This window comes from Embleya sp. NPDC008237 (genome assembly GCF_042956465.1).
Classification (GTDB): Bacteria; Actinomycetota; Actinomycetes; order Streptomycetales; family Streptomycetaceae; genus Embleya.
In genome coordinates this window covers 184,639-205,553 of the sequence record NZ_JBIBGL010000009.1, presented here as the reverse complement: position 1 = coordinate 205,553, position 20,915 = coordinate 184,639, and the positions used below count along the sequence as shown (strand labels likewise).

General features: G+C 73.4%; 11 protein-coding genes. 3 read left to right on the top strand and 8 right to left on the bottom strand.

All coding sequences use genetic code 11. From position 1 onward, the window contains the following. The first annotated feature begins 148 nt into the window (after window positions 1-148). The 3 genes from ACFZBU_RS24075 to ACFZBU_RS24065 all read left to right on the top strand — a co-directional run bounded on the left by ACFZBU_RS24075 (window position 149) and on the right by ACFZBU_RS24065 (window position 3,328). A complete protein-coding gene (locus ACFZBU_RS24075; RefSeq protein ID WP_391585680.1) occupies window positions 149-1,084 on the top strand; it encodes a LysR family transcriptional regulator in 936 nt (311 codons plus the stop codon). Window positions 1,085-1,331: 247 nt separating this feature from the next. Continuing rightward, window positions 1,332-2,696, top strand: coding sequence for a glutaminase A (gene glsA / locus ACFZBU_RS24070; protein WP_391585679.1), 1,365 nt, complete (start codon window positions 1,332-1,334; stop codon window positions 2,694-2,696). Between the two features lie 134 nt (window positions 2,697-2,830). Continuing rightward, entirely contained in the window at window positions 2,831-3,328 is a 498-nt protein-coding gene (locus ACFZBU_RS24065) for a cupin domain-containing protein (RefSeq protein WP_391585678.1), read from the top strand. Between the two features lie 150 nt (window positions 3,329-3,478). Here ACFZBU_RS24065 and ACFZBU_RS24060 read toward each other — a convergent pair whose 3' ends face one another. Genes ACFZBU_RS24060 through ACFZBU_RS24025 form a run of 8 tightly spaced genes read right to left on the bottom strand, consistent with a single transcriptional unit; the run spans window position 3,479 to window position 20,897 of the window. Further along, on the bottom strand, window positions 3,479-5,380 hold the full coding sequence (locus tag ACFZBU_RS24060; protein WP_391585677.1) for a N,N-dimethylformamidase beta subunit family domain-containing protein: 1,902 nt from the start codon (window positions 5,378-5,380) through the stop codon (window positions 3,479-3,481). Further along, window positions 5,377-6,840, bottom strand: coding sequence for a condensation domain-containing protein (locus tag ACFZBU_RS24055; RefSeq protein WP_391585676.1), 1,464 nt, complete (start codon window positions 6,838-6,840; stop codon window positions 5,377-5,379). Before ACFZBU_RS24055 ends, ACFZBU_RS24060 begins: the two co-directional genes overlap by 4 nt. Next, window positions 6,833-7,099 carry an acyl carrier protein gene (locus tag ACFZBU_RS24050; RefSeq protein WP_391585675.1) on the bottom strand — a complete coding sequence of 89 codons (267 nt, stop codon included), beginning with the start codon at window positions 7,097-7,099 and terminating at the stop codon, window positions 6,833-6,835. The genes ACFZBU_RS24055 and ACFZBU_RS24050 overlap by 8 nt, the downstream gene beginning before the upstream one ends. Continuing rightward, on the bottom strand, window positions 7,096-7,314 hold the full coding sequence (locus ACFZBU_RS24045; protein WP_391585674.1) for an MbtH family protein: 219 nt from the start codon (window positions 7,312-7,314) through the stop codon (window positions 7,096-7,098). The genes ACFZBU_RS24050 and ACFZBU_RS24045 overlap by 4 nt, the downstream gene beginning before the upstream one ends. Next, a complete protein-coding gene (locus ACFZBU_RS24040; RefSeq protein WP_391585673.1) occupies window positions 7,311-10,505 on the bottom strand; it encodes an amino acid adenylation domain-containing protein in 3,195 nt (1,064 codons plus the stop codon). Before ACFZBU_RS24040 ends, ACFZBU_RS24045 begins: the two co-directional genes overlap by 4 nt. Beyond that, window positions 10,502-12,016 (bottom strand): AMP-binding protein, encoded by a 1,515-nt coding sequence (locus ACFZBU_RS24035; protein WP_391585672.1) that lies wholly within the window; start codon window positions 12,014-12,016, stop codon window positions 10,502-10,504. The genes ACFZBU_RS24040 and ACFZBU_RS24035 overlap by 4 nt, the downstream gene beginning before the upstream one ends. Next, complete coding sequence (locus ACFZBU_RS24030) at window positions 12,013-17,610, bottom strand: amino acid adenylation domain-containing protein (protein WP_391585671.1); 5,598 nt, start codon at window positions 17,608-17,610, stop codon at window positions 12,013-12,015. Before ACFZBU_RS24030 ends, ACFZBU_RS24035 begins: the two co-directional genes overlap by 4 nt. Next, window positions 17,607-20,897, bottom strand: coding sequence for an amino acid adenylation domain-containing protein (locus ACFZBU_RS24025; protein ID WP_391585670.1), 3,291 nt, complete (start codon window positions 20,895-20,897; stop codon window positions 17,607-17,609). Before ACFZBU_RS24025 ends, ACFZBU_RS24030 begins: the two co-directional genes overlap by 4 nt. Between the last annotated feature and the right edge of the window lie 18 nt (window positions 20,898-20,915).

Sequence of the window (20,915 nt, the reverse complement as noted above, 5' to 3'; positions counted from 1 at the left end):
TCGACACGGGCGCACCGCCGAGGTCGGGCGTCGGCGGCAGGAAACGGTTCGAGGGCAACCACTGTGCGGCCGCGGCGGATTCGGCTCGACCGGCTCTGCCGCATGCCGCGTTCGGAATATCCGAACGCGCTGCCGAGGTTGTCGGGCCATGGAACTTCGCCAGCTCCGCACGTTCGAGACGGTCACCCGTACCGGGACCGTCACCGCCGCCGCCAACGTGCTCGGCATCGCGCCCTCGTCGGTCTCCGAACAGATCCGGGTGCTGGAGAAGTCGGTCGGCGTCGCGTTGTTCGACCGAGGCCCCAGGGGGATGACGCTCACCTCGGCCGGTGAGCGTATGCGGGACTGGGCGCACCGCCTGCTCGACCAGGCCGAACAGGCCCGCCGCGAGGTCGCCGAGGCCGCGCCGCCGCTACGGCTGGGCGCGCTGGAGAGCATCGCCGCGACGCACGTGCCCCCGGTGCTGGCCCGGCTCGGCGCGCGCCGGCCCGACCTGCGGGTCCAGGTCCGTTCGGACGGTACGCGCGACGACCTGTTGGAGGCCGTGGCCGCCGGCCGCCTCGATGCCGCCCTGATCCTGGACACCGGTACCTGGCTGGGCGAACTGGGCTTCGAACCGCCGCCCGCCGCACTGGCGTTCGTCGACCTGGAACCGGTCGGGCTGGTCCTGGTCGCGGCGCCGGGCCACCCGCTCGGGGGCCGTTCACCGATCGTCGGCGACGACCTGCGCGGCCACCGGCTCCTGGTCAACGCGGCGGCCTGCTCGTTCCGGCTGGCCGGCGATCGACTCCTGGGTGCGGAGGTGGAACAGGTCCGGGTCGGTGGCGTGGCGGTCATCCGGGCGTGGGCCGAACAGGGTTTGGGCGTCGCCCTGTTGCCCGCCTTCGCGGTCGCCGACCAACTTGCCTCCGGCAAGCTGATCCGACTCGCCCTGGACGCCCCCGACCTGTCCCTGCGACTGGTCTGGCGCCCCGACCGGGAGTCCGTCCCCGGCCTGCGCGAAGTGCTCTACGCGGCAGCCGCCCCCACGCCCGGCAGCACCCCCGTTCTCACGAGCACGGTCGCCCCGCACACGGCGCCCTGACCCGGGCTTCCCGCCCGCCCGCCCGCCGGCCGAGCCGCGTCGGCCGGGGTGGCGGCCCGTCCATCGGACCGGTCCATCCGGCCCGGGTCTCGCGGGCGGCGGGGTGGTCAGGCCGTGTCCGTTGGCGTTTACGTTCCGCGGCCGGCGGTCACCCTCCGTTGCGGGTCGGTGGGCGTCGGTCGGTGGATGGGAGTGCGATGGTGCGGCGACGACGGGATGTGCCCCGGTTCCCGGGCGGGGTGGCGTCATGGACCCGGTGACCACCTCCCTGGTCGAGATCCACGATCGGCTGGGCGTCCTCTCCGACGGCGAAGTGGCGGACTACATCCCGCAGTTGGCCTCGGCCGATCCGCGGACGTTCGGATTGGCCCTGGTGAGCATGTCCGGCCACTGCTACAGCGCCGGCGACACCGACGAGCCGTTCAGCATCCAGTCCGTGTCCAAGCCGTTCGTCTACGCGCTCGCGCTGTCCGAACTGGGCCCCGCCGAGGTGAGCCGCCGGGTCGGCGCGGAGCCCAGCGGCGAGGCGTTCAACGCGATCAGCCTCGAACCCGGCACCGGCCGGCCGGCGAACCCCATGGTCAACGCGGGCGCCATCGTGACCACCTCGCTGGTTCCGGCGGCGGACCCGGTGGACCGCTTCGAGCGCATCCGCGCGTGCCTGTCCGCGTTCGCGGGCCGACCCCTGGACGTGGACGAGGACGTATACCGCTCCGAGGTCGACACCGGCGACCGCAACCGAGCCCTGGCCTACCTGATGCGCGGCGCGGGATCGTTGTCCGGCGACGTGGACGAGACCGTACGCACCTACTTCCGCCAGTGCTCGATCCGGGTCCGCGTCGCCGACCTGGCGGTGATGGCCGCGACCCTGGCCAACGGCGGCGTCAACCCGGTCACCGGGGACCGGGTGATCGCCGAGCCGGTCGCGGTGCGGGCGCTCTCGGTGATGGCCACGTGCGGGATGTACGACACCGCAGGCGAATGGTTGCTGCGAGTGGGACTACCCGCCAAGAGCGGGGTGTCCGGCGGCCTGATCGCGTGCAGCCCCGCGCGCTTCGGCATCGCCGTGCACAGCCCGCCACTGGATCGTGCGGGCAACCCGGTGCGCGGTGTGGTCGCGCTCACCGAACTCTCCGAACGCTTCGCCCTGCACCTGATGCACCAACCGGGCCGGCACATCGCGACCGTCACCGACATCACCACCGCGCTCGACCTGCCCTCCCGTCGGGCCCGTACCCCGGCCCAGCGCGCCGTGCTCGACCACGAGGGGCACCGCATCGTGGTCATCCGGGTCCAGGGGATGTTGGAATTCACCGAGACGGAGCACCTGCTGCACGCGCTCCGCGAGTCCGTGCCGGAGGCACCCGGCTGGATCGTGCTGGATCTGGATCGGGTGACCCGGATCGCCGTCGGCTCCGCCGCCATGCTCGGCGCCGCGCCGGCCGACCTCGCCACCGCCGGCCACGAGCTTGCCATCGCGGCCCGGGAACCGCTGCTGGACCCGATCGCCGACCCGGCGCCGTGGACCCCCTTCCGCAGCCGCGACGAGGCCGTCGCCTGGTGCGAGGACCGGCTGCTGACGGCGCAGGCGGCAGCGCAGCCGACCGAGTGACGGGCGCGGCCGGTTCACATGCTTCGATCGCCGGTCGGCCGGAAACTCATCGGTGGGAGAGATTCTTCGGAGGTTCCCACCCCGAGGGCGAGCCACACACTCTCCGCCCGACCCCGTTCACGAGGAGTCACGACATGTCGTATCCGACCTACCCCGAGGCCCGCTACCACGGCGAGGGCGGCGAAGTCAGTGCCCGCTTCCGCCCGGCCGGGCATCCGCCGGAACTGACCACGGCCGGGGCGAGCTTCCACTACCTGGCCACGACCGACTCCACGGACGGCGAGTACGGGCTGTACCGGGTGGACATGCACGCCGTGCCCAGCGGCCCGGGCACGCACTTCCACCGGACCATCTCCGAGTCGTTCTTCGTGCTGTCCGGCACGATCCGGCTGTTCGACGGCAACGCATGGCGCGACGCCAAGGCCGGCGACTTCCTGTACGTGCCCGTCGGCGGCCTGCACGCGTTCCGCAACGAATCCGGCGAGCCGGCCTCGATGTTGCTCCAGTTCGCCCCGGGTGCGCCGCGCGAGGCGTACTTCGAGGGTGTGCCCGAGCTCGCACATCTCACGGACAAGGAGCGCGCACAGTTCTTCCTGCGGCACGACAACCACTGGGTGGACCTCGGCGGGTAGGGCGAGGGTCGGGGCGGTGACGCGCCGGGGACGGCCGGGTCGGGGGCGTCGGCGCGCCGTGCAGTGAATGCCGGGCCGGGACGGGGACCGACGGGGTCGTGCCGGGGCGGGGCGTGGGCCGGCGGCGGCCGGGCGTGGAGGGCCCGACACCTACCCTCTCGCGGTGGGCACCGCCGCCCGGCGGCGTACCCGCGAGCCCGGTGCCGTGGCGATCAGGCTGCCCGCGTGGCCGGTGAGTGCCCGGCATGTGTCCGGGGCGGCCGGCTCTCCGGGCAGCGGGGTGAAGGGCGCGGTGGTGGTGATCGGTGGTCGGGTGGACAATCGGCCGCGCCGATCGGCCGCGTACAACCTGCCGTTCATCGCGGTGAGGACGATCGCGCCGCCCGCGCGGCCCAGTTCGCGCCAGGGTGGCGACGCGTCCGGGTCGGTGGGCAGGTCGGCGGCGTACACGTGGTGGAGCGTGTCGTCGGCGCACACCGCGAACAGGCCGCCGTCGCACAGGGCGAGCGCGATCGTGCCGGCCGGCAGCCGGGCCACCCAGGTCCACGGCGCCGGCCCGGTCACCGGCGGCCGGCGCAACAGCCGGCCGTCGGCCGTGGCCGCGTACAGCTCCAACGGCAGCGGCCCGGACGCCTCGCGCGCCGCCGCCAGCGCCAGCACGGGTCGTGCGGTGCCGATCGTGCGCCACGGCAGGTTCTGCCCGCTCACCTCGCGGCAGACCAGCGCGCCCTCGGTGTCCACCGCGAACAGCACGTCCGCACAGGCCGCCAGCGCGCGGATGTCGCCGGAGGGACCGATCACCTCCCATTGCGGCTGCCGGTCCGCGCCGAGCCGATCGAGCACGTTGCGGGTGACCCGGTCCACCACCGGATCGGCCAGCGCACTGCCCCAGTTGATCGTGCCCGCGTTGAACACCGTGCCCGCGCCCAGCCGGAACGTACCCATCACCGCGTCCCCGCCCTGCCCGTAGCGGGCCCAGTGCCGCAGGTCGGCGGTGGCCAGCACGACGAAGGACGCCGGCGTACCGTCCCGCCCGGTGGCGCGGGGCACCCCGCCGCTCCAGTCCAACTCGGTCGCGTCGGTCTCGTAGCCCAGCGCGCCCTGCGCGAACTTGTCGCCGTCCGCGAGGCCGGTGCCCGCGAACACCCAGTGGTCGGTGAACCGGGCGGTGTAGGTCTCCTCCCGGATCACCTTCATGCCCTCGCCCCACGCGCCCGCGCCGCGCCGGAAACTGAGCCCGGTCATGCTGTTCTCCGGGCGGTACACCGGTGCGCTGGACCACTCCACGGTGACCCGTTCGGGATCGATCGCCGCCATCGGGTCGGTCACCGCGTCCCGATGGCACACCATGGTGCGCCCGTCGTCCTCCAGACGCATCTGCCACCACGCCGTATTGGCCGCGAAGATCGCCAGGTTGCCGCCACGGCGGACGAAGTCCTCCACCGTGTCCCGCTGTTCCTTCGACCAGTACTCGTCGTGGCCGTTGATCACCAACAGCCGGTAGTGCCCCAGCAGGTCGTCGCCGCCGTGCAGATCCAGACCGGAACAGAACTCGACTCGCCGACCGGTGGCCCGCAACCAGCGCAGCAGGCCCTCCTCCCAGCGCTCCGGCGGCGGGCCGCCGCCGGGCCGGTCGAAGGAGACCCGGGCGGCGCGGTCCGGTTGTTCCGCGTAGTACAGGCCCTGTCCGGGCACGCCGGAGCGGTTGTACGCCTGCCAGGTGGCGAACGGTACGGACACCAGGATGCGGGCCGCCGTGCCAGGGCGGGCCGCACGCACCACGAACCACGCCTCGTGGTCCAGTGGTTCGACGCCGGCGAGGGGGGTGCCGTCGTCGAACACGGCCCGGTAGAGCGAGCTGGGCCAGTTCTCGGGTACGGCCAACTCCCATAGCCCGCCGCCGACTCGGGCGCGGGTGAGCACCCGTTCGGTGGTCGCGTCGATCACCGTGACCTCGCCGCTCACCGGGCCACCGTCGGTCGAGGCGAGGTGGAAGCGCAGCCGGCCGCCCGCGACCACGGACGTTGCGCCGGCATACGCCAGAACACTCATGCGACCGGCTCCGCCACACGCTCCGCGAAGCCGGTCAACGCGCCGATCGGCACCTCCCGTCCGCTCGCCGCACGGATCAACAGGTCCTCCAACGCGACCAGATGCGCCTCCAGCGCATGCACCGGGAGATACGCCGTGTCGCCGGTGACGCTGACCACCAGCGCATCGCCCTCGGACACCACGTGCATGCAGTACCGGCACGCGATGAACTCGTGCCCGCCCGCCGGTTCGACCCGGCTGTGGCTGCGCGCCGCGTCCAGTTCGGCGGTGGTCGGCGCCGGGCCGGCCGTCGGCGGCCGGTCCACCAGACGCATGTCGTTGAAGCAGCAGAACGGCCGGATCGGCGTGCCGCGCTCGGCCGCGATCCGCCGCATCAACTCGTTCCACCGATCCGGGTCGTAGCCGGCGCTGCGGTAGGCGCGCAACGACGCCTGCCACGCGGCGGGCAGCAGGTCGGAGAAGTACGCGGCCGGGTCCAGGTCCAGCACGAACAGGCCCTCCTGGGACAGCGTGGTCACCAGGTCGCGACTGTCCGCTCGGAAACGATTGGCCACGATCGGCAACATCACCGCCGTGTCCCGACCACCCGCCCGCGCGGCCAACACGGCCGCGCCGGCCAGCAGTACCGCGGACGGACTGATCCGGTGCCGCAGCGCGACCGCGTCGGTGGCCCGGGCCAGCGCCGCGGACACCAGGCGCACGGTGCGAAAGCGCGGCGCGGCGGGTTCGGCGACCACATCGGCGAACACCGTCGGCGCGATCCGCCGGTAGTGCGTCTCCCAATGCGCCAGCGCCGATTCGCCCCGGCGCAGTCCGGTCGCCGAGGACTGCTCGTGGGCCAGATCCAGCGGTCCGGCCGAGGTCGGGCCGCCGGCCGAGCCGCGCCGGATCAGCAGCCGCAAATCGCGCACCAGCACCTCGACGCCGTGCCCGTCGGTGGCCACATGGCACAGGGCCAGCGCCACGTAGCGGACCCGGCCGCCCTGCACGATCAGCCCGGCCCGGATCGGCCACGCGCCGAAGTAGTCGAAGCGGGTCGCGCCGAGCCGCTCCGCCACCGCCGCGGCGACCGTGTCCGCGTCCTCGATCAGTGCCGCCTCGAACACCTGCACCGGCAGACTGCCCGCCGCGTGCCGGATCTGCCGGGGCTCGCCGTCGCCGGTCACCAGGCGGGTGCGCAACGCGTCGTGCCGCTCCATCAGCCGGCCCAGTGCGGCACTCGCCTGTGCGACGTCCACCGGCCCGCCGCGATCGGCGATCGGCAGGACTCGGGCCATGTTGAAGTAGTGGTCGCTGGGCGCGGTACGTCGGATGGCCTGCCAGATGGCCCGCTGACCCCAGGTCAGCGGTGCCTCCACCGGGCCGCCGGCGGCGACCGCGAACGGCGCCCGGACCTCGTGCGGGGCCGCGGTCGGATCACCGGCCGCGACCGGGGTTCTCGCCGCGTCGCGCTCAACCATCGCCCACCGCCACGCCCTGCCGGGTCAATCGTTCGACCAGCGTGTCCAGGTCCTCGACGAAGTCGAGATCGGCATCCAGGTCGAAGAACACGTCGAACTCGCCCTCCAGCGCGTCGATCAGCCGCAGGAAGGTCAGCGAACTCACCCCGGCGGCGGTCAACGAGCCCTCGCTGTCCAGTACCTCGCGCGCGCTCACCTCGCCGTCGCTGACCTCGGCGATCAGCGTGGCCACCCGCTCGCGCAACTGCTCGGCGCTCATGCCGCGTCCCCGGCCAGGCGCCGGCGCAGGCTCAGCGGACGGATGTCCGGCCAGACCCGGTCGATGTGCGCCGAGCACTCCTCGCGGGTGCCGACGAAGCCGGTGGGTACCCACCCGGCGGGCGGGTCGGTGCGCAGCGGCCACAACGAGTGCTGTTCCTCGTCGTTGACGACCACGCGGTACTGCTCCTCGGTGATTTCGGTGTCGGTGCTCATCGCTGCTCCTGGAGTTCGCGAATGGCGTCCGTGACGCCGGTGACGGTCGGGGTGTCGAAGAAGACGTCGAGCGGGACCTCGACGCCGAGCCGCTTGCGGATGCGGGCGGCGATCCGGGTGATGGTCAGCGAGTGGCCGCCGAGGTCGAACAGGTCCTCGTCCACGCCGAGATCGTCCAGCTGCAACACCTCGGCCCAGATCGCCCGGACGATCTCGGTGACCTCGTCGGCCGGCGCACCCGGCGACCCGGCGGGATCGGTGGGATCGACCGGTTGGGGGCGGACCGGGACCGGTTCGGGCAACCGGGCGCGGTCCAGCTTGCCGTTGGGGGTGAGCGGAAACGCGTCCAGGACGAGGAAGGTGGTGGGCACCATCGCGGGCGGCAGCGTACGGGCCAGGTGGGTACGCAACCGGTCCGACGGCACCGGTGGTTGCCCGGGTTCGGGGACCACGTAGCCGACCAGGCGGGCGTGTTCGGTGTCCCGGTCGAGCAGCCGGACCGCCGCCTGGGCGATGCCCGGATGCGCGGCGAGCAGGCTCTCGATCTCGCCCATCTCGATGCGGTGCCCGCGCAGTTTGACCTGCGCGTCGGTGCGGCCGACGTAGTCCAGGCCGCCGCCGGGCGCGTGCCGGACCAGGTCGCCGGTGCGGTAGAGCCGGGCACCGGGCGGCCCGAAGGGGTCGGCCACGAACCGCTCGGCGGTCAGCCCCGGACGGCCCAGGTAGCCGTGCGCCACGCCGTCGCCGCCCAGGAAGAGCTCGCCCGGAAGGCCCTCGGGCACCGGGTGCAGCCGGTCATCGAGCACGTACGCGCGGGTGTTGGCCAGCGGGCGGCCGATCCCGGGCGGCCCGTCGGTGTGCAGTTCGGCGTAGGTGGACCACACCGTGGTCTCGGTGGGGCCGTACACGTTGACCAAGCGGCCCACCGCACGGCGCAGTTCGCCGGCCAGCGGGGCGGGCAGCGCCTCGCCGCCGCTGATCGCGGTCAGTCCGGGGCGGTGCAGGCCGGCCGCGAGCAGCACCCGCCAGCCGCTCGGCGTGGCCTGTACATGGGTGATCGCATACCGCTCCAGGATGGCCAGTTGCGCGGGGCCGTCCCGGTGCCGGTCGTCGGGCACGAGTACCACGCGCGCACCGGTGACCAGCGGCAGCAGGAGTTCGACGGTGGAGATGTCGAAGGACAGCGAGGTCAGTCCGAGCCAGCGGTCGGCCGGGCCGGCGCCGAGCCGGTCGCGCATGCTCGCCAGCAGGTTGGCCAGGGCGTGGTGCGAGACCTCGACGCCCTTGGGCCGGCCGGTGGAGCCGGAGGTGTAGATGACGTAGGCCGGATCGCCCGGTTCGGGCCGGGCCGGTGGCTCCACCGGGGCGGGTTCGGGTCCGAACAGGTCGGGGCCGTACAGATCGGGCCCGGTCAGCACCAGGACCTCGGCGGCGGTGTCGGCGGGGCGTTCGCCGCGCTCGGTGACCAGTGCCGCGATCCGGGCGTCGGCGCGGATGAAGGCGAGCCGCTCGGCCGGATAGCCGGGGTCCAGCGGCAGGTAGGCGGCGCCGGCGGCGAACACGCCGAGTACGGCGGCCACCTGCTCACCGGTGCGTCCCAGCTCGATCGCGACCAGGTCGCCCGCGCCGATGCCGGCCGCGCGCAGCCGGCGGGCGAACACGTAGGCCGCGGAGGCCACCTGGCGGTAGGTCAGGAACCGGCCGGCACACACCACGGCGACCGCGTCGGGGGCGGCCCAGGCGCGGGCGGCGAACAGGTCGACGACGGTGTCCCGGGCCGGGTACGGCGTGTCGGTGGCGTTGTCCGCGTGCAGCACCCGGACCAGTTCGGCCTCGGGCAGCAGCGGCAGGTCGCCGATGGGCAGGTCGGGGTCGGCCAGTGCGGTGGTGAGCAGCGTGACGAAGTGGCCTGGGATGCGCGCGGCGACGGCGGGGGCGAATGCGTCGGTGGGCACGTGCAGCGCGCCGTCGATCCGGTCCCGGCCCTCGACCAGTTGCAGGTGCGCGGTGTTGCGTGCGGTCGGTGGCAGGACGATCCACTCGACCCGCACCTCGACACCGGGAAACACCGGTTCGACCGCTCGGGTGCGTCGCCGGTAGCTCACGGTCAGGTCGGTCAGCGCGGTCCTGGGGCCCAGGCCGCGCACGGTGTGGCTGTAGGGCACGTCGCGGAACGCGTAGACGGCCCGCAGTTCCGCGCGCAGTTCGCGGGCGAAGGCGCCGAACTCCTGCTCCGCGCGCGGCCTGGAGGAGACCGGGAGCTCGTTGACGAACAGGCCCACCAGGCGGATGTCGGCCGGCGTGCGGGTGGACAACTCCAGTGCGGTGCGCACCCGCGCGTTGCCGTAGCGAAACAGCAGCGCATGCCAGCCCGCCAGCAGCAGTTCGAAGTGGGTGACGCCCAGGCGCAGTGCGGCCTCTTCGAGCGCGGCGACCGCCTCGGGGCCGAGGGTGAACGGTATCGAGGTGCCCGGCGCGGGTTCGCTGCCGGCGCGGGTACCGGGCAGCAGGCCGGGCAGTACGGCCCGCCCCGGCTCCTCGCGGTGCCTGGCCCACACGCCGGTGCCGTCCGTGACCGGCCGGGCCGGGGCCGTTCCGGCCTCGACCGCCTCCGCCGGCCCGCGTGCGTCCGGCGCCGTGCCCGCCGGGTTCGTGCCGTCCCGGGCGGCCCGATAGGCCCGGGCCAGGCCGGCCACGACGATCTCCTTGGAGGTTCCGTCGAAGACCATGTGATGCGCCGTCACCAGCAGCGTGTGACGGTCCGGGCCCAGGGTGAACAGCGTGAAGCGCGCCAGTGGCCCGGCGAGCAGGTCGAACGGGCGGGCGAGTTCGGCCCGGATCAGCGCCTCGATCGCGGCGTCGTCGGCCGGTACCCGCCGCATCGGCGCGGGCGCGGCCGGCACCAGACCGGGGACGCCGTCGGCCTCGCCGACGGCCGTCGCGAGCACGGGGTGGCGTGCGACGGTGGCCGCGCAGGCCGCCGTCAGCGCGGTCACGTCCAGCGGGCCGTCGAAGCGCAGCAGCACCGAGAGGTGGTAGGCGGACTCGGCGGGCAGCGTGCGCTCGGTCACCCACACGCCCAACTGGGCGGCGGACAGCGGCGCGAAGGACGGCTCGACGGCGAGCGCAGCGGTGGTGGGCGTGCCCTCGCCCTCGGTCGTCGGGGGGATCTGATCGTTGGTGACAGTCATGGTCGGACCTCGTCGTCCAGGAGCCGGCGCAGCTCACGCTTGAGGATCTTGCCGCCCTCGTTGCGCGGCAGGGATTCCCGGAACAGCACGTGTCCGGGCAGTTCGTGTGCGGCGAGGCGCTCCATCAGGAACACCCGCAGCTCGGTCGCGGTCAGATTGCCCAGTGGTACCACCGCCGCCGCGACGGTCATTCCGAGGACGGGGTGCGGCACGCCGAAGGCGGCCGCGTCGATGACCGCCGGGTGCTCGTGCAGGGCGTCCTCGACCTGCAGCGTGGAGACCTTGTGGGCCCCGGACTTGATCACGTCGCGCTCGCGGTCGACCAGATACAGGAAGCCGTCCGCGTCCAGGTAGCCGAGATCGCCCATCCGCACCCAACGCCCGGAGAACACCCCGGAATCGCGGTCCTCGCCGTAGTAGGACCTGGGCGTGGTCGGCGAGCGCAGCCACACCTCGCCGGTCTCGCCCACCGGCAGTACCCGGCCCGCGTCGTCGGTCACCCGCAGGTCGCGCAGCGACGCCGGCCGCCCGGGCGAGTCGGGGTGTTCGGGATCGAAAAGCATCGTGGTCTGCGCGGGCGCGGCCTCGGTGGAGGTGTAGTAGTTGACGATCTGGGCCTGCGGGAACAGCCGGGACAGGCCCAGCGCGACGCTCTGCGGCAGGGCGGCGGCGGTGGAGCCCAGCAGCCGCACGTCGGAGAGGTCGCAGCGGCGCACCTGTTCCGCGCCGAGCAGTTCGATCGCCATCGCCGGGACCACGAACACGCTGCCCACCGCGTGCCGTTCGATCAGCCGGGCGAAGTGGCCGGGAGTGAAGCGCGGCGCGGCGATCGCGGTCGCCTTCGCGTCCAGGGCGTTGACCAGCATGGTCTGCCCGGCATTGGTGCCGACCGGGAAGGCGTGCAGGAAGTGCGCCGAGTGGCCCAGCGGGCGGCGGCGGGCGTCCAGCGTGCAGCCGTGCGCGAGGTTGGCGTGCGTTGCGGCCACGCCCTTGGGCGTGCCGGTGGTGCCGGAGGTGTACAGGATCTGGGCGAGGTCGCCGGGTGCGGGGGGCGGGAGTTCGCTGCCGGGGTAGGTCTCGATGTCCTCGACCGGCGCGGTCCAGGCGCCGGTGCCGGCGTCCGGCGGGGTCAGCTCGGCGCGGTGCAGCACGGCGGCGGCTCCGCTGTGCCGCAGCAGGTGCCGCACCTCGGCGGGCGCGAGTCGATCCGACATCGGCACCGCGACCGCGCCGGCCCGCTGCGCGCCCAGGTAGGCGGTCGCGTAGTCGATCCAATCGCCGTTGCCGTACAGCAGCGCGACCCGGTCGCCGGGACCGATGCCGCGCGTGCTCAGCCCGGCGGCGACGGCGTCGGCGCGTTCGTGCCACGAGCCGAAGGTCAACTTCTCCCGGCCGCTGAGGATCGCGGGCCGCTCCGGCTCCAGCTCGGCGCGGTGGGTGAGCAGCGCGGACAGGCTCTCCGGCGCCCGGCGGGCGGCCGGGACCGGGCGCGGGCGGGTACCGGTGCTCATCGCGACACCTCCGCGAGGGCGGGCGCCGACTCGACCGCCCGGGCCCGGAGCCGGCGTTCGCGTTCCTGGATGCCGACCTCGTCGTCCGGTGGTGCGTCCGGCACGTCCCGGTCGAAGCGGGCCAGCACCGGCAGGCGCAGGCCGATCACCACGAGCGCGACCATCGCTGCGCCGAACACCAGGTACAGCAGGCCGATTCCGCGACCCTCGCCGTGGCCGATCACGGTGCCGACGGAGCCTGCGAGCGGCCCGTCGTCGGCCATCAACGGTTCGAAGAGCTTCGCGCCCAGCGGCGCGATGATCCCGTGTCCGATCGGCAGCGTGGACCACGCGACGAGGGTATTGAGCGCGAACACCCGGCCGTGGAACCGCTGCGGCACCTTGACCTGGACGATGGTCGTGTAGACGCCGTTGACCAGGGACAGTGCGCAGGACATCCCGAAGGCGCCGATGCCGACCACCCACAGGCTCGCATGCAGTCCGGTGAACGCGGACGCGCCGGCCAGACCGGCCGCCAACCACAACATGCCGCGCAGCCGTTGCCGGCGCGGGCCGCCCCAGAAGCCCATCGCGATGCCGCCGACGATCACGCCGGCGCCGGCCGCCATCGACACCCGGGCGGCCCCGCCGAGCGAGTCGAAGGACAACACCAGCGGTGTGGTGAGCAGGAACAGCGGTGACAGGAACAGGTTCAACACCGCGAACCACAACAACATCGCCCGAAAGCCCCGGTGGCGCCAGGAGTAGGTGAAGCCGTGCTTGATCTCCGAGGTCAGCGACTCGCGCCGGCGCCAGGGCAGGGTGCGCGGGAACCTCACGCACGAGATGATGGTGATCGCGATCGCGTAACTGACCACGTCCAGGATCAGGATGCCGCGCAGGCCGATCCCGGCCATCAACCCCACCGCGATCAGCGGGACCACGAACTGCGCGACCCCACCGGCCATTTGCACGATGCCGTTGGCGTGTCCGAGGTATTGCTTGGGCACCAGCTGCGGCACCGCCGAGGCGTAGGCCAGGCGCTGGAAGGTGAGCGCCATCGACAACGAACCCAGCAACACGTAGATGTGCCAGGGATGCAGGTTGCCCGAGGCCAGCAGCAACAACAGCACCCCCTGGGTGCCGCCGGCGGCGATGTCGCCGGCGAGCATCACCCTGCGCCGATCCAGCCGGTCCACGATGGCGCCCGCCAACGGGCCGATCAGGATGCCCGGGAGCATCCCGATCACCGCGTACAGGGCGAACCGGCCCATCGAGCCGGTCTCCAGGTAGATCCAGATCGGCAGGGCGAACTCGGTCAGCGCCGAGCCGGTGATCGACACGAGCTGGCTGAACGCGACCAGCAGGAACCGGCCCATCCCGGGCTGGGGTTCGCGTGCTCCGGTGCGCTCGGGCGTCTCCGGATCCCGCGGTGGACCGGCCGATCCGTGGAACCACCACGGACCGTCCGCCTCGCGGGTGGGCAGCGCGTCGGTGTTCTCGGCGACCAGCGCGGGGTGGACTCGGGTGATCACCTCGGCCAGGTCGGCGGCGCGATGCTTGAGGAAGAAGTGGCCGGCCTCGTCGAGCATCACCAGGCCGACCCGGTCGGCGATGGTGCGCCATTCGCGAAAGCGTTCCTGGTAGAAGTCCGCGGCCGGGTCGCGGTCGCCCATCACCGACACGATCGGCGCGCGCAGCCGGGGCCGTCGGTCGGACAGCGCCTCGGTGAAGTACTCCTCGGCGGCCACCGAGTCGCGGCGCATGTTGCCGATGATGAACTTCATCTGCTCGCCGTCCAGGTCCGCCATGTCGGCGCCCATCGAGGTCAGCCAGTTGGCGTAGACCCGGTCGCCGAGCAGCGGTTCGAGGGCGGCCACCTTGCTCAGCGTGCTCAGCACCCGGCTCTGCGGACGAGCGAAGGGGAACTGGGCGCCGATGTACACGGCGGCCAACTCGCGTCCGGCCTCCTCCAGTTGCCGCGCGACCGCGACGATCAGCGCGCTGCCGACGCCGCAGTGCCCGTACAGCGCGATCGGCCCCTCGACCCGCTCTCGGATCTCGGCCACGATCCGCCGGGCGAGTTCGTCGAAGGGCAGCCGCTCCTGGGTGACGCCCACGTCGTGGCCGGGGATCGCCACCGACCACAGGTCGTGCGTGCCCGGCAAGGCGTCGGCCAGCGGCTGGTAGACCACCGCGCTGCCGCCGCCGTAGGGCACGCAGACCAGGGACAGGGTGCGGCGTTCGGCCGGAACCGGCTTGGTGAGCCGGTACAACAGCCGGGCCGGGCCGCGTTCGGCCTCGGACAGGGTGGACAGCGCGGCGATCTCGCGGATCGTCTTGTGCGTGAACACGTCCATCACGCTGACGGCGCGCCCGCCGATCTCCGGGAGTTGCCGGCGGGCCCGCGCGACCACCTGGGTGGCCAGCAGCGAATGTCCGCCCAGGTCGAAGAAGTCGTCGTCGATGCCGACCTCGGGCAGCGCGAGCACATCGCACCAGATCGCCGCGAACAGCAGCTCGGCCGGCGTGGTGGGCGGTGCGTCGGCGGCGCCCTTGGAACGACGTGCGGCGGGCGCGGGCAGCGCCTTGCGGTCGAGTTTGCCGCTGGGGGTCAGCGGCAGTGCGGGCAGCGCGACGAACGCGGCGGGCACCATGTAGTCGGGCAGCGTGCGCTTGAGCGCGGCCCGCACACCGTCGGCATCGAACCCGTCCTCGCCGCCGCCGGTTTCCGACTCGCCGACCTCCGACCCGCCGGCTTCGGCGGCTCCGGACCTCGCCGGATTCTCGACCGGGACCACATACGCTGTGATGCGCTTGTCGCCGGGGGCGTCCTCGCGGACCAGCACGGCGGCCTCGTCGATTCCGTGCTGTGCCCGCAACACGGCCTCGATCTCGCCGAGTTCGATGCGCAGGCCGCGCAGCTTGACCTGGCCGTCGAGCCGGCCGAGGAAGGCGAGGGTGCCGTCCGGACGCCACCGGGCCAGGTCGCCGGTGCGGTAGAGCCGGGCGCCGGGCGGGCCGAAGGGGTCCGGTACGAACCGCTCGCCGGTCAGTCCGGGTCGACGGTGGTAGCCCAACGCGACCTGCACACCACCCAGGTACAACTCGCCGGGCGTGCCCAGCGGTGCGGGCCGCATCGCATCGTCGAGCACGTAGACCCGGGTGTTGTGGATCGGCGCACCGATCGGCACCGCCGCGAGCGGGCCCTCGCACTCCCACGCGGTGACGTCCACGGCGGCCTCGGTGGGCCCGTACAGGTTCGCCAACGCGCAGTGCGGCAGCCGCTCGCGGAACGCCCGGGCGGCGTCCGGCGTGAGCTCCTCGCCGCTGCACACCACCCGGCGCAGTGTCGTGCAGTGCTCGACGTCCTCCTCGGCCAGGAACATCGTCAACATCGCCGGCACGAAGTGCGCCAGCGTGACACCCTGTTCGGCGATCACATCGCGCAGGTAGCCGGCGTCCTTGTGGCCGCCGGGGCGGGCCAGGACCAACCGGGCGCCGGTGGTCAGCGGCCAGAAGAACTCCCACACCGACACGTCGAAGCTCGCCGGGGTCTTCTGCAACACCGTGTCGGCGCCGGTCAGCCGGTAGGCGTCCTGCATCCAGGTGATCCGGTTGACGATGCCGCGATGGGTGTTCGGCACCCCCTTGGGCCGACCGGTGGAGCCGGAGGTGTAGATCAGGTACGCGACGTCGTCGGGCCCGGGCGCGGCGTCGGACAGCGCGCCGGGAGCCGGGTCGGGCCAACTCGCGAGGTCCTCCAGGTACAGGACCCGGGCGGCGCAGTCGGCGGGCACCGGCAGGTCGCGCCCGGTCAGCAACACCCGCGCGCCCGAGTCGGCGAGCATGAACGCGAGCCGCTCGGCCGGGTATTGCGGATCCAGCGGGGTATAGCCGGCGCCCGCCCGGAGCACCCCGAGCAGCGCGGCGACCAGTTCGGGCGAGCGCTCGGCGCCGACCGCGACCAGGTCGCCGGCACGCACGCCCTCGGCCCGCAGGCGGTGCGCCACCCGGTCGGCGGCGGCGTCCAGTTCGCGGTAGGTCAGGGTGCGTTCGTCGAGGGTGACCGCGATCGCGTCGGGGGTGCGGGCGATCTGCTCGGCGATCAGGCTCGCCAGGCTCGCCCCGGTCGGCACCGGCGCGGCGGTGTCGTTCCAGTGGGTCAGCAGGTTCTCGCGCTCGTCCGGGTCCAGGCCGTCGAGCGTGGAGACCGGGACGTCCGGGCGATCGGCCAGCACCGCGAGCAACCGGCCCAGGTGGCGGCCCAGGCGCGCGATGGTGGGCTCGTCGAACAGGTCGGTGTTGTAGTTGAACGCGCCGCGCAAGCCGTCCGGCCACTCCATCAGGAACAGTTCCAGGTCGAAGCGGGTGCCGCCGGCCTGGATCCCGAACACCTCCGCGGACAGCCGCGCACGGTCGCCGTCGGTGTTCGCGGTGGCGTAGTTCTGCACCGCCAGCACCGCCTGGAACACCGGTGAACGGGTCACGTCGCGCGGCACGTTCAGCTCGGTGACCAACTGCGCGAACGGCAACTCCTGGTGCGCGTACGCCTCCAGGCAGGTCTCCCGGGTGCGGTCGAGCAGTTCGGCGAAGGTCGGGTCGCCGTCGGTGCGCGCGCGCAGCGCGAGTACGTTGACGAACATCCCGACCAGGTCCTCGACCTCGGGATGCGGCCGACCGGCGACCGGGGAACCGACCGCGAACGCGCGTTGGCCGCTGTGCCGGGCGAGCACCAGTTGAAAGGCGGCGAGCAGCACCATGTACAACGTCGCGCCGCGCTCGCGAGCCAGCGCGGCCAGCCGGTCCAGGAGTTCGCGGTCGACCTCGAACGCGTATCCGGCTCCCTCGAAGGTCTGCCGGGCCGGCCGGGGCCCGCGCGTGGGCAGTTCGAGCGGCTCGACGCCGGCCAGTTCGGTGCGCCAGTACGCGGTCTCGCGGGCGAGCGCCTCGCCGGTCAGTCGCGCGCGCTGCCAGATGGCGAAGTCGCCGTAGGACACTGCCGGTGCGCTCACCGGTGCGGCACTGCCCGAGGTGTGCTCGGTGTAGCGGGTGAGCACCTCGCGGATCATGATCTCGCTGGACCAACCGTCGCTGACGCTGTGGTGCACGGTCAGCAGCAGCACGTGGTCGTCCGCGGCCGACTCGATCAGCAGGGCGCGGAACAGCGGGCCCTCGGCGAGATCGAACGGTGTCGCGATCGCGGCCGAGACCAACCGCAGCGCCTGCGCCGGATCCGCGGCCTCGGCGCGGGCGAGCGGGACCGGCGCCGGGTCGGCGATCTCCAGGTGCGGCCGACCGTCCTCGTCCACCAGGTAGCGCGAACGCAGCGTCTCGTGCCGGGCGGCCAGGTCGGTCAGCGCCCGGGTCAGCGCCTCGACGTCGAGCGCACCGCGCAGGCGGCGCGCGATCGGGATGGTGTAGGCGGCCGTTCCGGGAGCGAACTGCTCCATGAACCACAGGCGTTCCTGGGCGTAGGACAGCGGCGGGACGGTGCCTTCGGGGCGGCGGGGGATGACCGGACCGGCGTCGGCGCGTCTGCGCAGTCGTCGTTCCAGGAGTTCGCGCTTGGTCGCGGAGAGGGTTGCTGCGCGTGCCGGTGATTCCGTGCTCATGGTTGCGGACGGTTCCTCTCCCGGGAGAGCTCCTGCTCGGCGGTGTCCTCGTCCAGGGCCTCCAGGTCGGCGACCAGGAGGTCTTCGACGGCCGCGGCGAACCCGGCGAGGGTGCGGTGGGTGAACAGCGTGCGCAGCGGCACGCTCAGGTCGGCGGTGGCGGCGATGCGGGCGACCACGCGGGTGGCGAGCAGCGAGTGGCCGCCGAGTTCGAAGAAGTCGTCGAGGGCGCCGGCCTTGTCCAGGCCGAGCACGTCGATCCAGATCTCGGCGATCAGTTCCTCGGCGGCGGTGCGCGGCGCGAGGTAGGCGTGGGTCTGTTCGGCGCGCCGGTCCGGGGCGGGCAGGGCGCGGTGGTCGAGCTTGCCGTTGGGGGTCAGCGGCAGCCGGTCCAGTCGGACCAACGCGTCGGGGACCAGGTGGGCGGGCAGCCGGCCGGCGAGTTCGGTGCGCAACTCCGGGACGGTGAGGTCGGCGTCGGTGACCACGTAGCCCACGAGCGCCTCGTCGCGGGCGATCACCGCGGCCTGGCGCACGCCCGGGCGGGCCAGCAGCGCGGCCTCCACCTCGCCCGGCTCGACCCGATGGCCGCGCACCTTGACCTGTGCGTCCAGTCGGCCGAGGAACTCCAACTGCCCGTCGGGGCGCAGGCGGACCCGGTCGCCGGTGTGGTATCGGCGCGCGCCGGGCGGCCCGTCCGGGTCGGGACGGAAGGCGGCGGCGGTGGCGCCGGGGCGACCGAGGTAGCCGTGGGCCAGGCCCGCGCCGCCGATCAGCAGTTCGCCGGCCACCCCCGGTGGCACCGGGTTGCCGTGCGCGTCGGCGACGACGATGTGGGTGTCGTCGATCGGGGTGCCGATCGGTGGGCGGGCGAGGGCGTCGGCCGGGCCCAGGTCCGAGGTGGTCGCGATGATCGTGGTCTCGGTGGGGCCGTAGGAGTTGACCACGCGCACCCGATCGCCGAAGCGGGCGCGCCAGGCGGCCACGGCGCCGGGGCGGACCTGGTCGGCGCCCAGCACGAGCAGGCGCAGTGCGGGCGGCCAGGCGATGGTGTCGGCGCCGGTCTCGACCAGTTCGTGCCAGTAGGGCGTGGGCAGGTCGAGCACCGTCACGTCGGCCGCGCCGCCCTCGGCGAGCACGTCGGGCAACGTGGCGTCGGGGGCGGGCAGGACCAGCGTGGCGCCGGCCGCCAGGCACGGGTACAGCTCCTCGGCATGGGTGTCGAAGCTCAGCGAGGCGCTTTGCAACACCCGGTCCCGGTCGTGGATTCCGTAGCCGGAGCGCATCCAGCGCACCCGGGCGGCGAGCGCGCCGTGCGGGACCAGAACACCCTTGGGCGTACCGGTGGAGCCGGAGGTGTAGATCAGGTACGCGGGGTGCTGCGGTCCGAGGTGGACCGGGTCGAGGGGCGGGGGAGGGTCGGCGGTGTCCGCGGCGGGCACGCGTACGACGCGCACGTTCTCGGGCAGCTCGTGCGGGGGTGTGCCGTCGGTGAGCACGACCCGGGTGCCGCTGTCGGTGAGCATGAAGGCCAGTCGGGCGGCCGGGTATTCGGGGTCCAGCGGCAGATACGCCGCGCCCGCCCGCCAGGTGGCGAGCATCGCCACGATCGCGTCGGGGCCACGCGGGCACAACACGCCCACGAGGTCGCCGGGGCCGATGCCGGCGGCCTGCAGCAGGCGGGCCGCCGCGTCCGTGCGCAGGCCGAGTTCGCGGTAGGTGAGGGTGGCGCCGGGGGCTCGCAGCGCGATCCGGTCGCCGGGTACCCGGGCGATCGCGGCGGGCACGCTCTCGGCCGGATCGGCGGGTGTGCCCGGGGCGAAGGCGCCCGTGTGCAGCCGGGTGCGATCGGCGGCGGTCAGCAGCGGCAGCAGGTGTACCGGCGTCTCCGGGTCGGCCAGGGCGCCGTGCAACAGGGTCTCCAGGCGCGCGGCGAGGCCGGCCACGGTGGTCTCGTCGAACAGCGCGGTGCGGTAGCCGAACACGGCGATCAGGTCGTCGCCGGCGCGCCGGATGTCGAGCGAGAGGTCGAACTTGCCGGCCCGATGCCCGCCGTCCTCCTCGACCGCGACCAGGTCGGCGAACCGGTGTTCGGGTCCGGTGTCCCGGTCCTGGGTGTGTACGGTCAGCAGGGTCTGGAACAGCGGTGCGGGAGCGGCCGGATCACGGTCCACCCGCAACTCGGCGAGCAGTTGCTCGAACGGGATGCGGTCGTGTCCGTAGGCGCCGAGCGCGGTCCTGCGGGTGCGCCGCAGGAGTTCGGCGAAGGTCGGCGTGCCGCGCAGGTCGGCGCGCAGCACCAGGGTGTTGGAGAAGTAGCCGATCATCTCCTCGTGGTCGACCTCGCCGCGTCCGGCGATCGGTGCGCCGACCGCGAAGTCGCGCTGTCCGCCGTGCCGGTGCAGCACGGCCTGATAGCCGGCGAGCAGGATCATGAACGGCGTGCAGCGCCGGGCCCGGGCGACGGTGTCCAACAGCGGGCCGATGCCGGCGAGCCGGCGGGTGTGGAAGGCGGCGGCGGAGCCGGTGTCGGCGGTGCGCGGGCGGTCCAGCGGGAGTTCGAGCGCGGGCAGGTCCGCGAGTTGCCGGCGCCAGTAGTCGATCGCCCGGTCGGTGTCCGGGTCGGGTTCGCGTTGGCGCGCGGCGTGGGCGGTGTAGGCGGGCAGCGGCGCGAACACCGGGTCGACGCCGTCCCGGTGTGCGCAGTAGCGCAGTTCGAGCTCGCGGCGGAGCAGGTTCAGCGACCAGCCGTCGGCCACGATGTGGTGCAACACCACGCACAGCACGTGCTCGTCGGCGGCGAGCCGGATCAGGCTCACTCGCAGCGGTGCGGCGACCGCGAGGTCGAAGCCCGCGTTGACCCGTTCGCCGAGTACCCGCGCCGGTGCCTCCGCGCCCTGTCCGCTCAGGTCGAGGGTCTCGATCGGGACCGGGCCGGGGGGTTGCACCACCGCGGTCGGCCGGCCCTCGTCGTCGGGAAAGCGAGTACGCAGCGCGTCGTGCCGGGCGATGACGCCATCGAACGCGGCGCGCAGCGCATCCGCTCGGAGCGGGCCGCGCAGGCGCAGCAGCCAGGGGATGTTGTACGCGGCGTCGCCGGGCTCGAACCGGTCGAGGAACCAGAGCCGTTCCTGACCGAAGGACAACACCCCCGAACGTTCCCCGGGGGCGCGGTCGTGGTCGGATCCGGAGCCGCCGGCCGCCGCCGACCCGGTTCGCCCGGCGCCGTCGGCCGGGTCGAATCGTGCCCCGGACCGGGTGTGGGAAAGCGTTCGTTCGTCGTCCATGTCGACCCCCTCGCCGGC

What these genes read in the sequence shown, in the direction of transcription:
- ACFZBU_RS24075 (WP_391585680.1), top strand. Translation starts at nt 149, where the DNA reads ATGGAACTTCGCCAGCTCCGCACGTTCGAGACGGTCACCCGTACCGGG.
- glsA (WP_391585679.1), top strand. Translation starts at nt 1,332, where the DNA reads ATGGACCCGGTGACCACCTCCCTGGTCGAGATCCACGATCGGCTGGGC.
- ACFZBU_RS24065 (WP_391585678.1), top strand. Translation starts at nt 2,831, where the DNA reads ATGTCGTATCCGACCTACCCCGAGGCCCGCTACCACGGCGAGGGCGGC.
- ACFZBU_RS24060 (WP_391585677.1), bottom strand. Translation starts at nt 5,380, where the DNA reads ATGAGTGTTCTGGCGTATGCCGGCGCAACGTCCGTGGTCGCGGGCGGC.
- ACFZBU_RS24055 (WP_391585676.1), bottom strand. Translation starts at nt 6,840, where the DNA reads ATGGTTGAGCGCGACGCGGCGAGAACCCCGGTCGCGGCCGGTGATCCG.
- ACFZBU_RS24050 (WP_391585675.1), bottom strand. Translation starts at nt 7,099, where the DNA reads ATGAGCGCCGAGCAGTTGCGCGAGCGGGTGGCCACGCTGATCGCCGAG.
- ACFZBU_RS24045 (WP_391585674.1), bottom strand. Translation starts at nt 7,314, where the DNA reads ATGAGCACCGACACCGAAATCACCGAGGAGCAGTACCGCGTGGTCGTC.
- ACFZBU_RS24040 (WP_391585673.1), bottom strand. Translation starts at nt 10,505, where the DNA reads ATGACTGTCACCAACGATCAGATCCCCCCGACGACCGAGGGCGAGGGC.
- ACFZBU_RS24035 (WP_391585672.1), bottom strand. Translation starts at nt 12,016, where the DNA reads ATGAGCACCGGTACCCGCCCGCGCCCGGTCCCGGCCGCCCGCCGGGCG.
- ACFZBU_RS24030 (WP_391585671.1), bottom strand. Translation starts at nt 17,610, where the DNA reads ATGAGCACGGAATCACCGGCACGCGCAGCAACCCTCTCCGCGACCAAG.
- ACFZBU_RS24025 (WP_391585670.1), bottom strand. Translation starts at nt 20,897, where the DNA reads ATGGACGACGAACGAACGCTTTCCCACACCCGGTCCGGGGCACGATTC.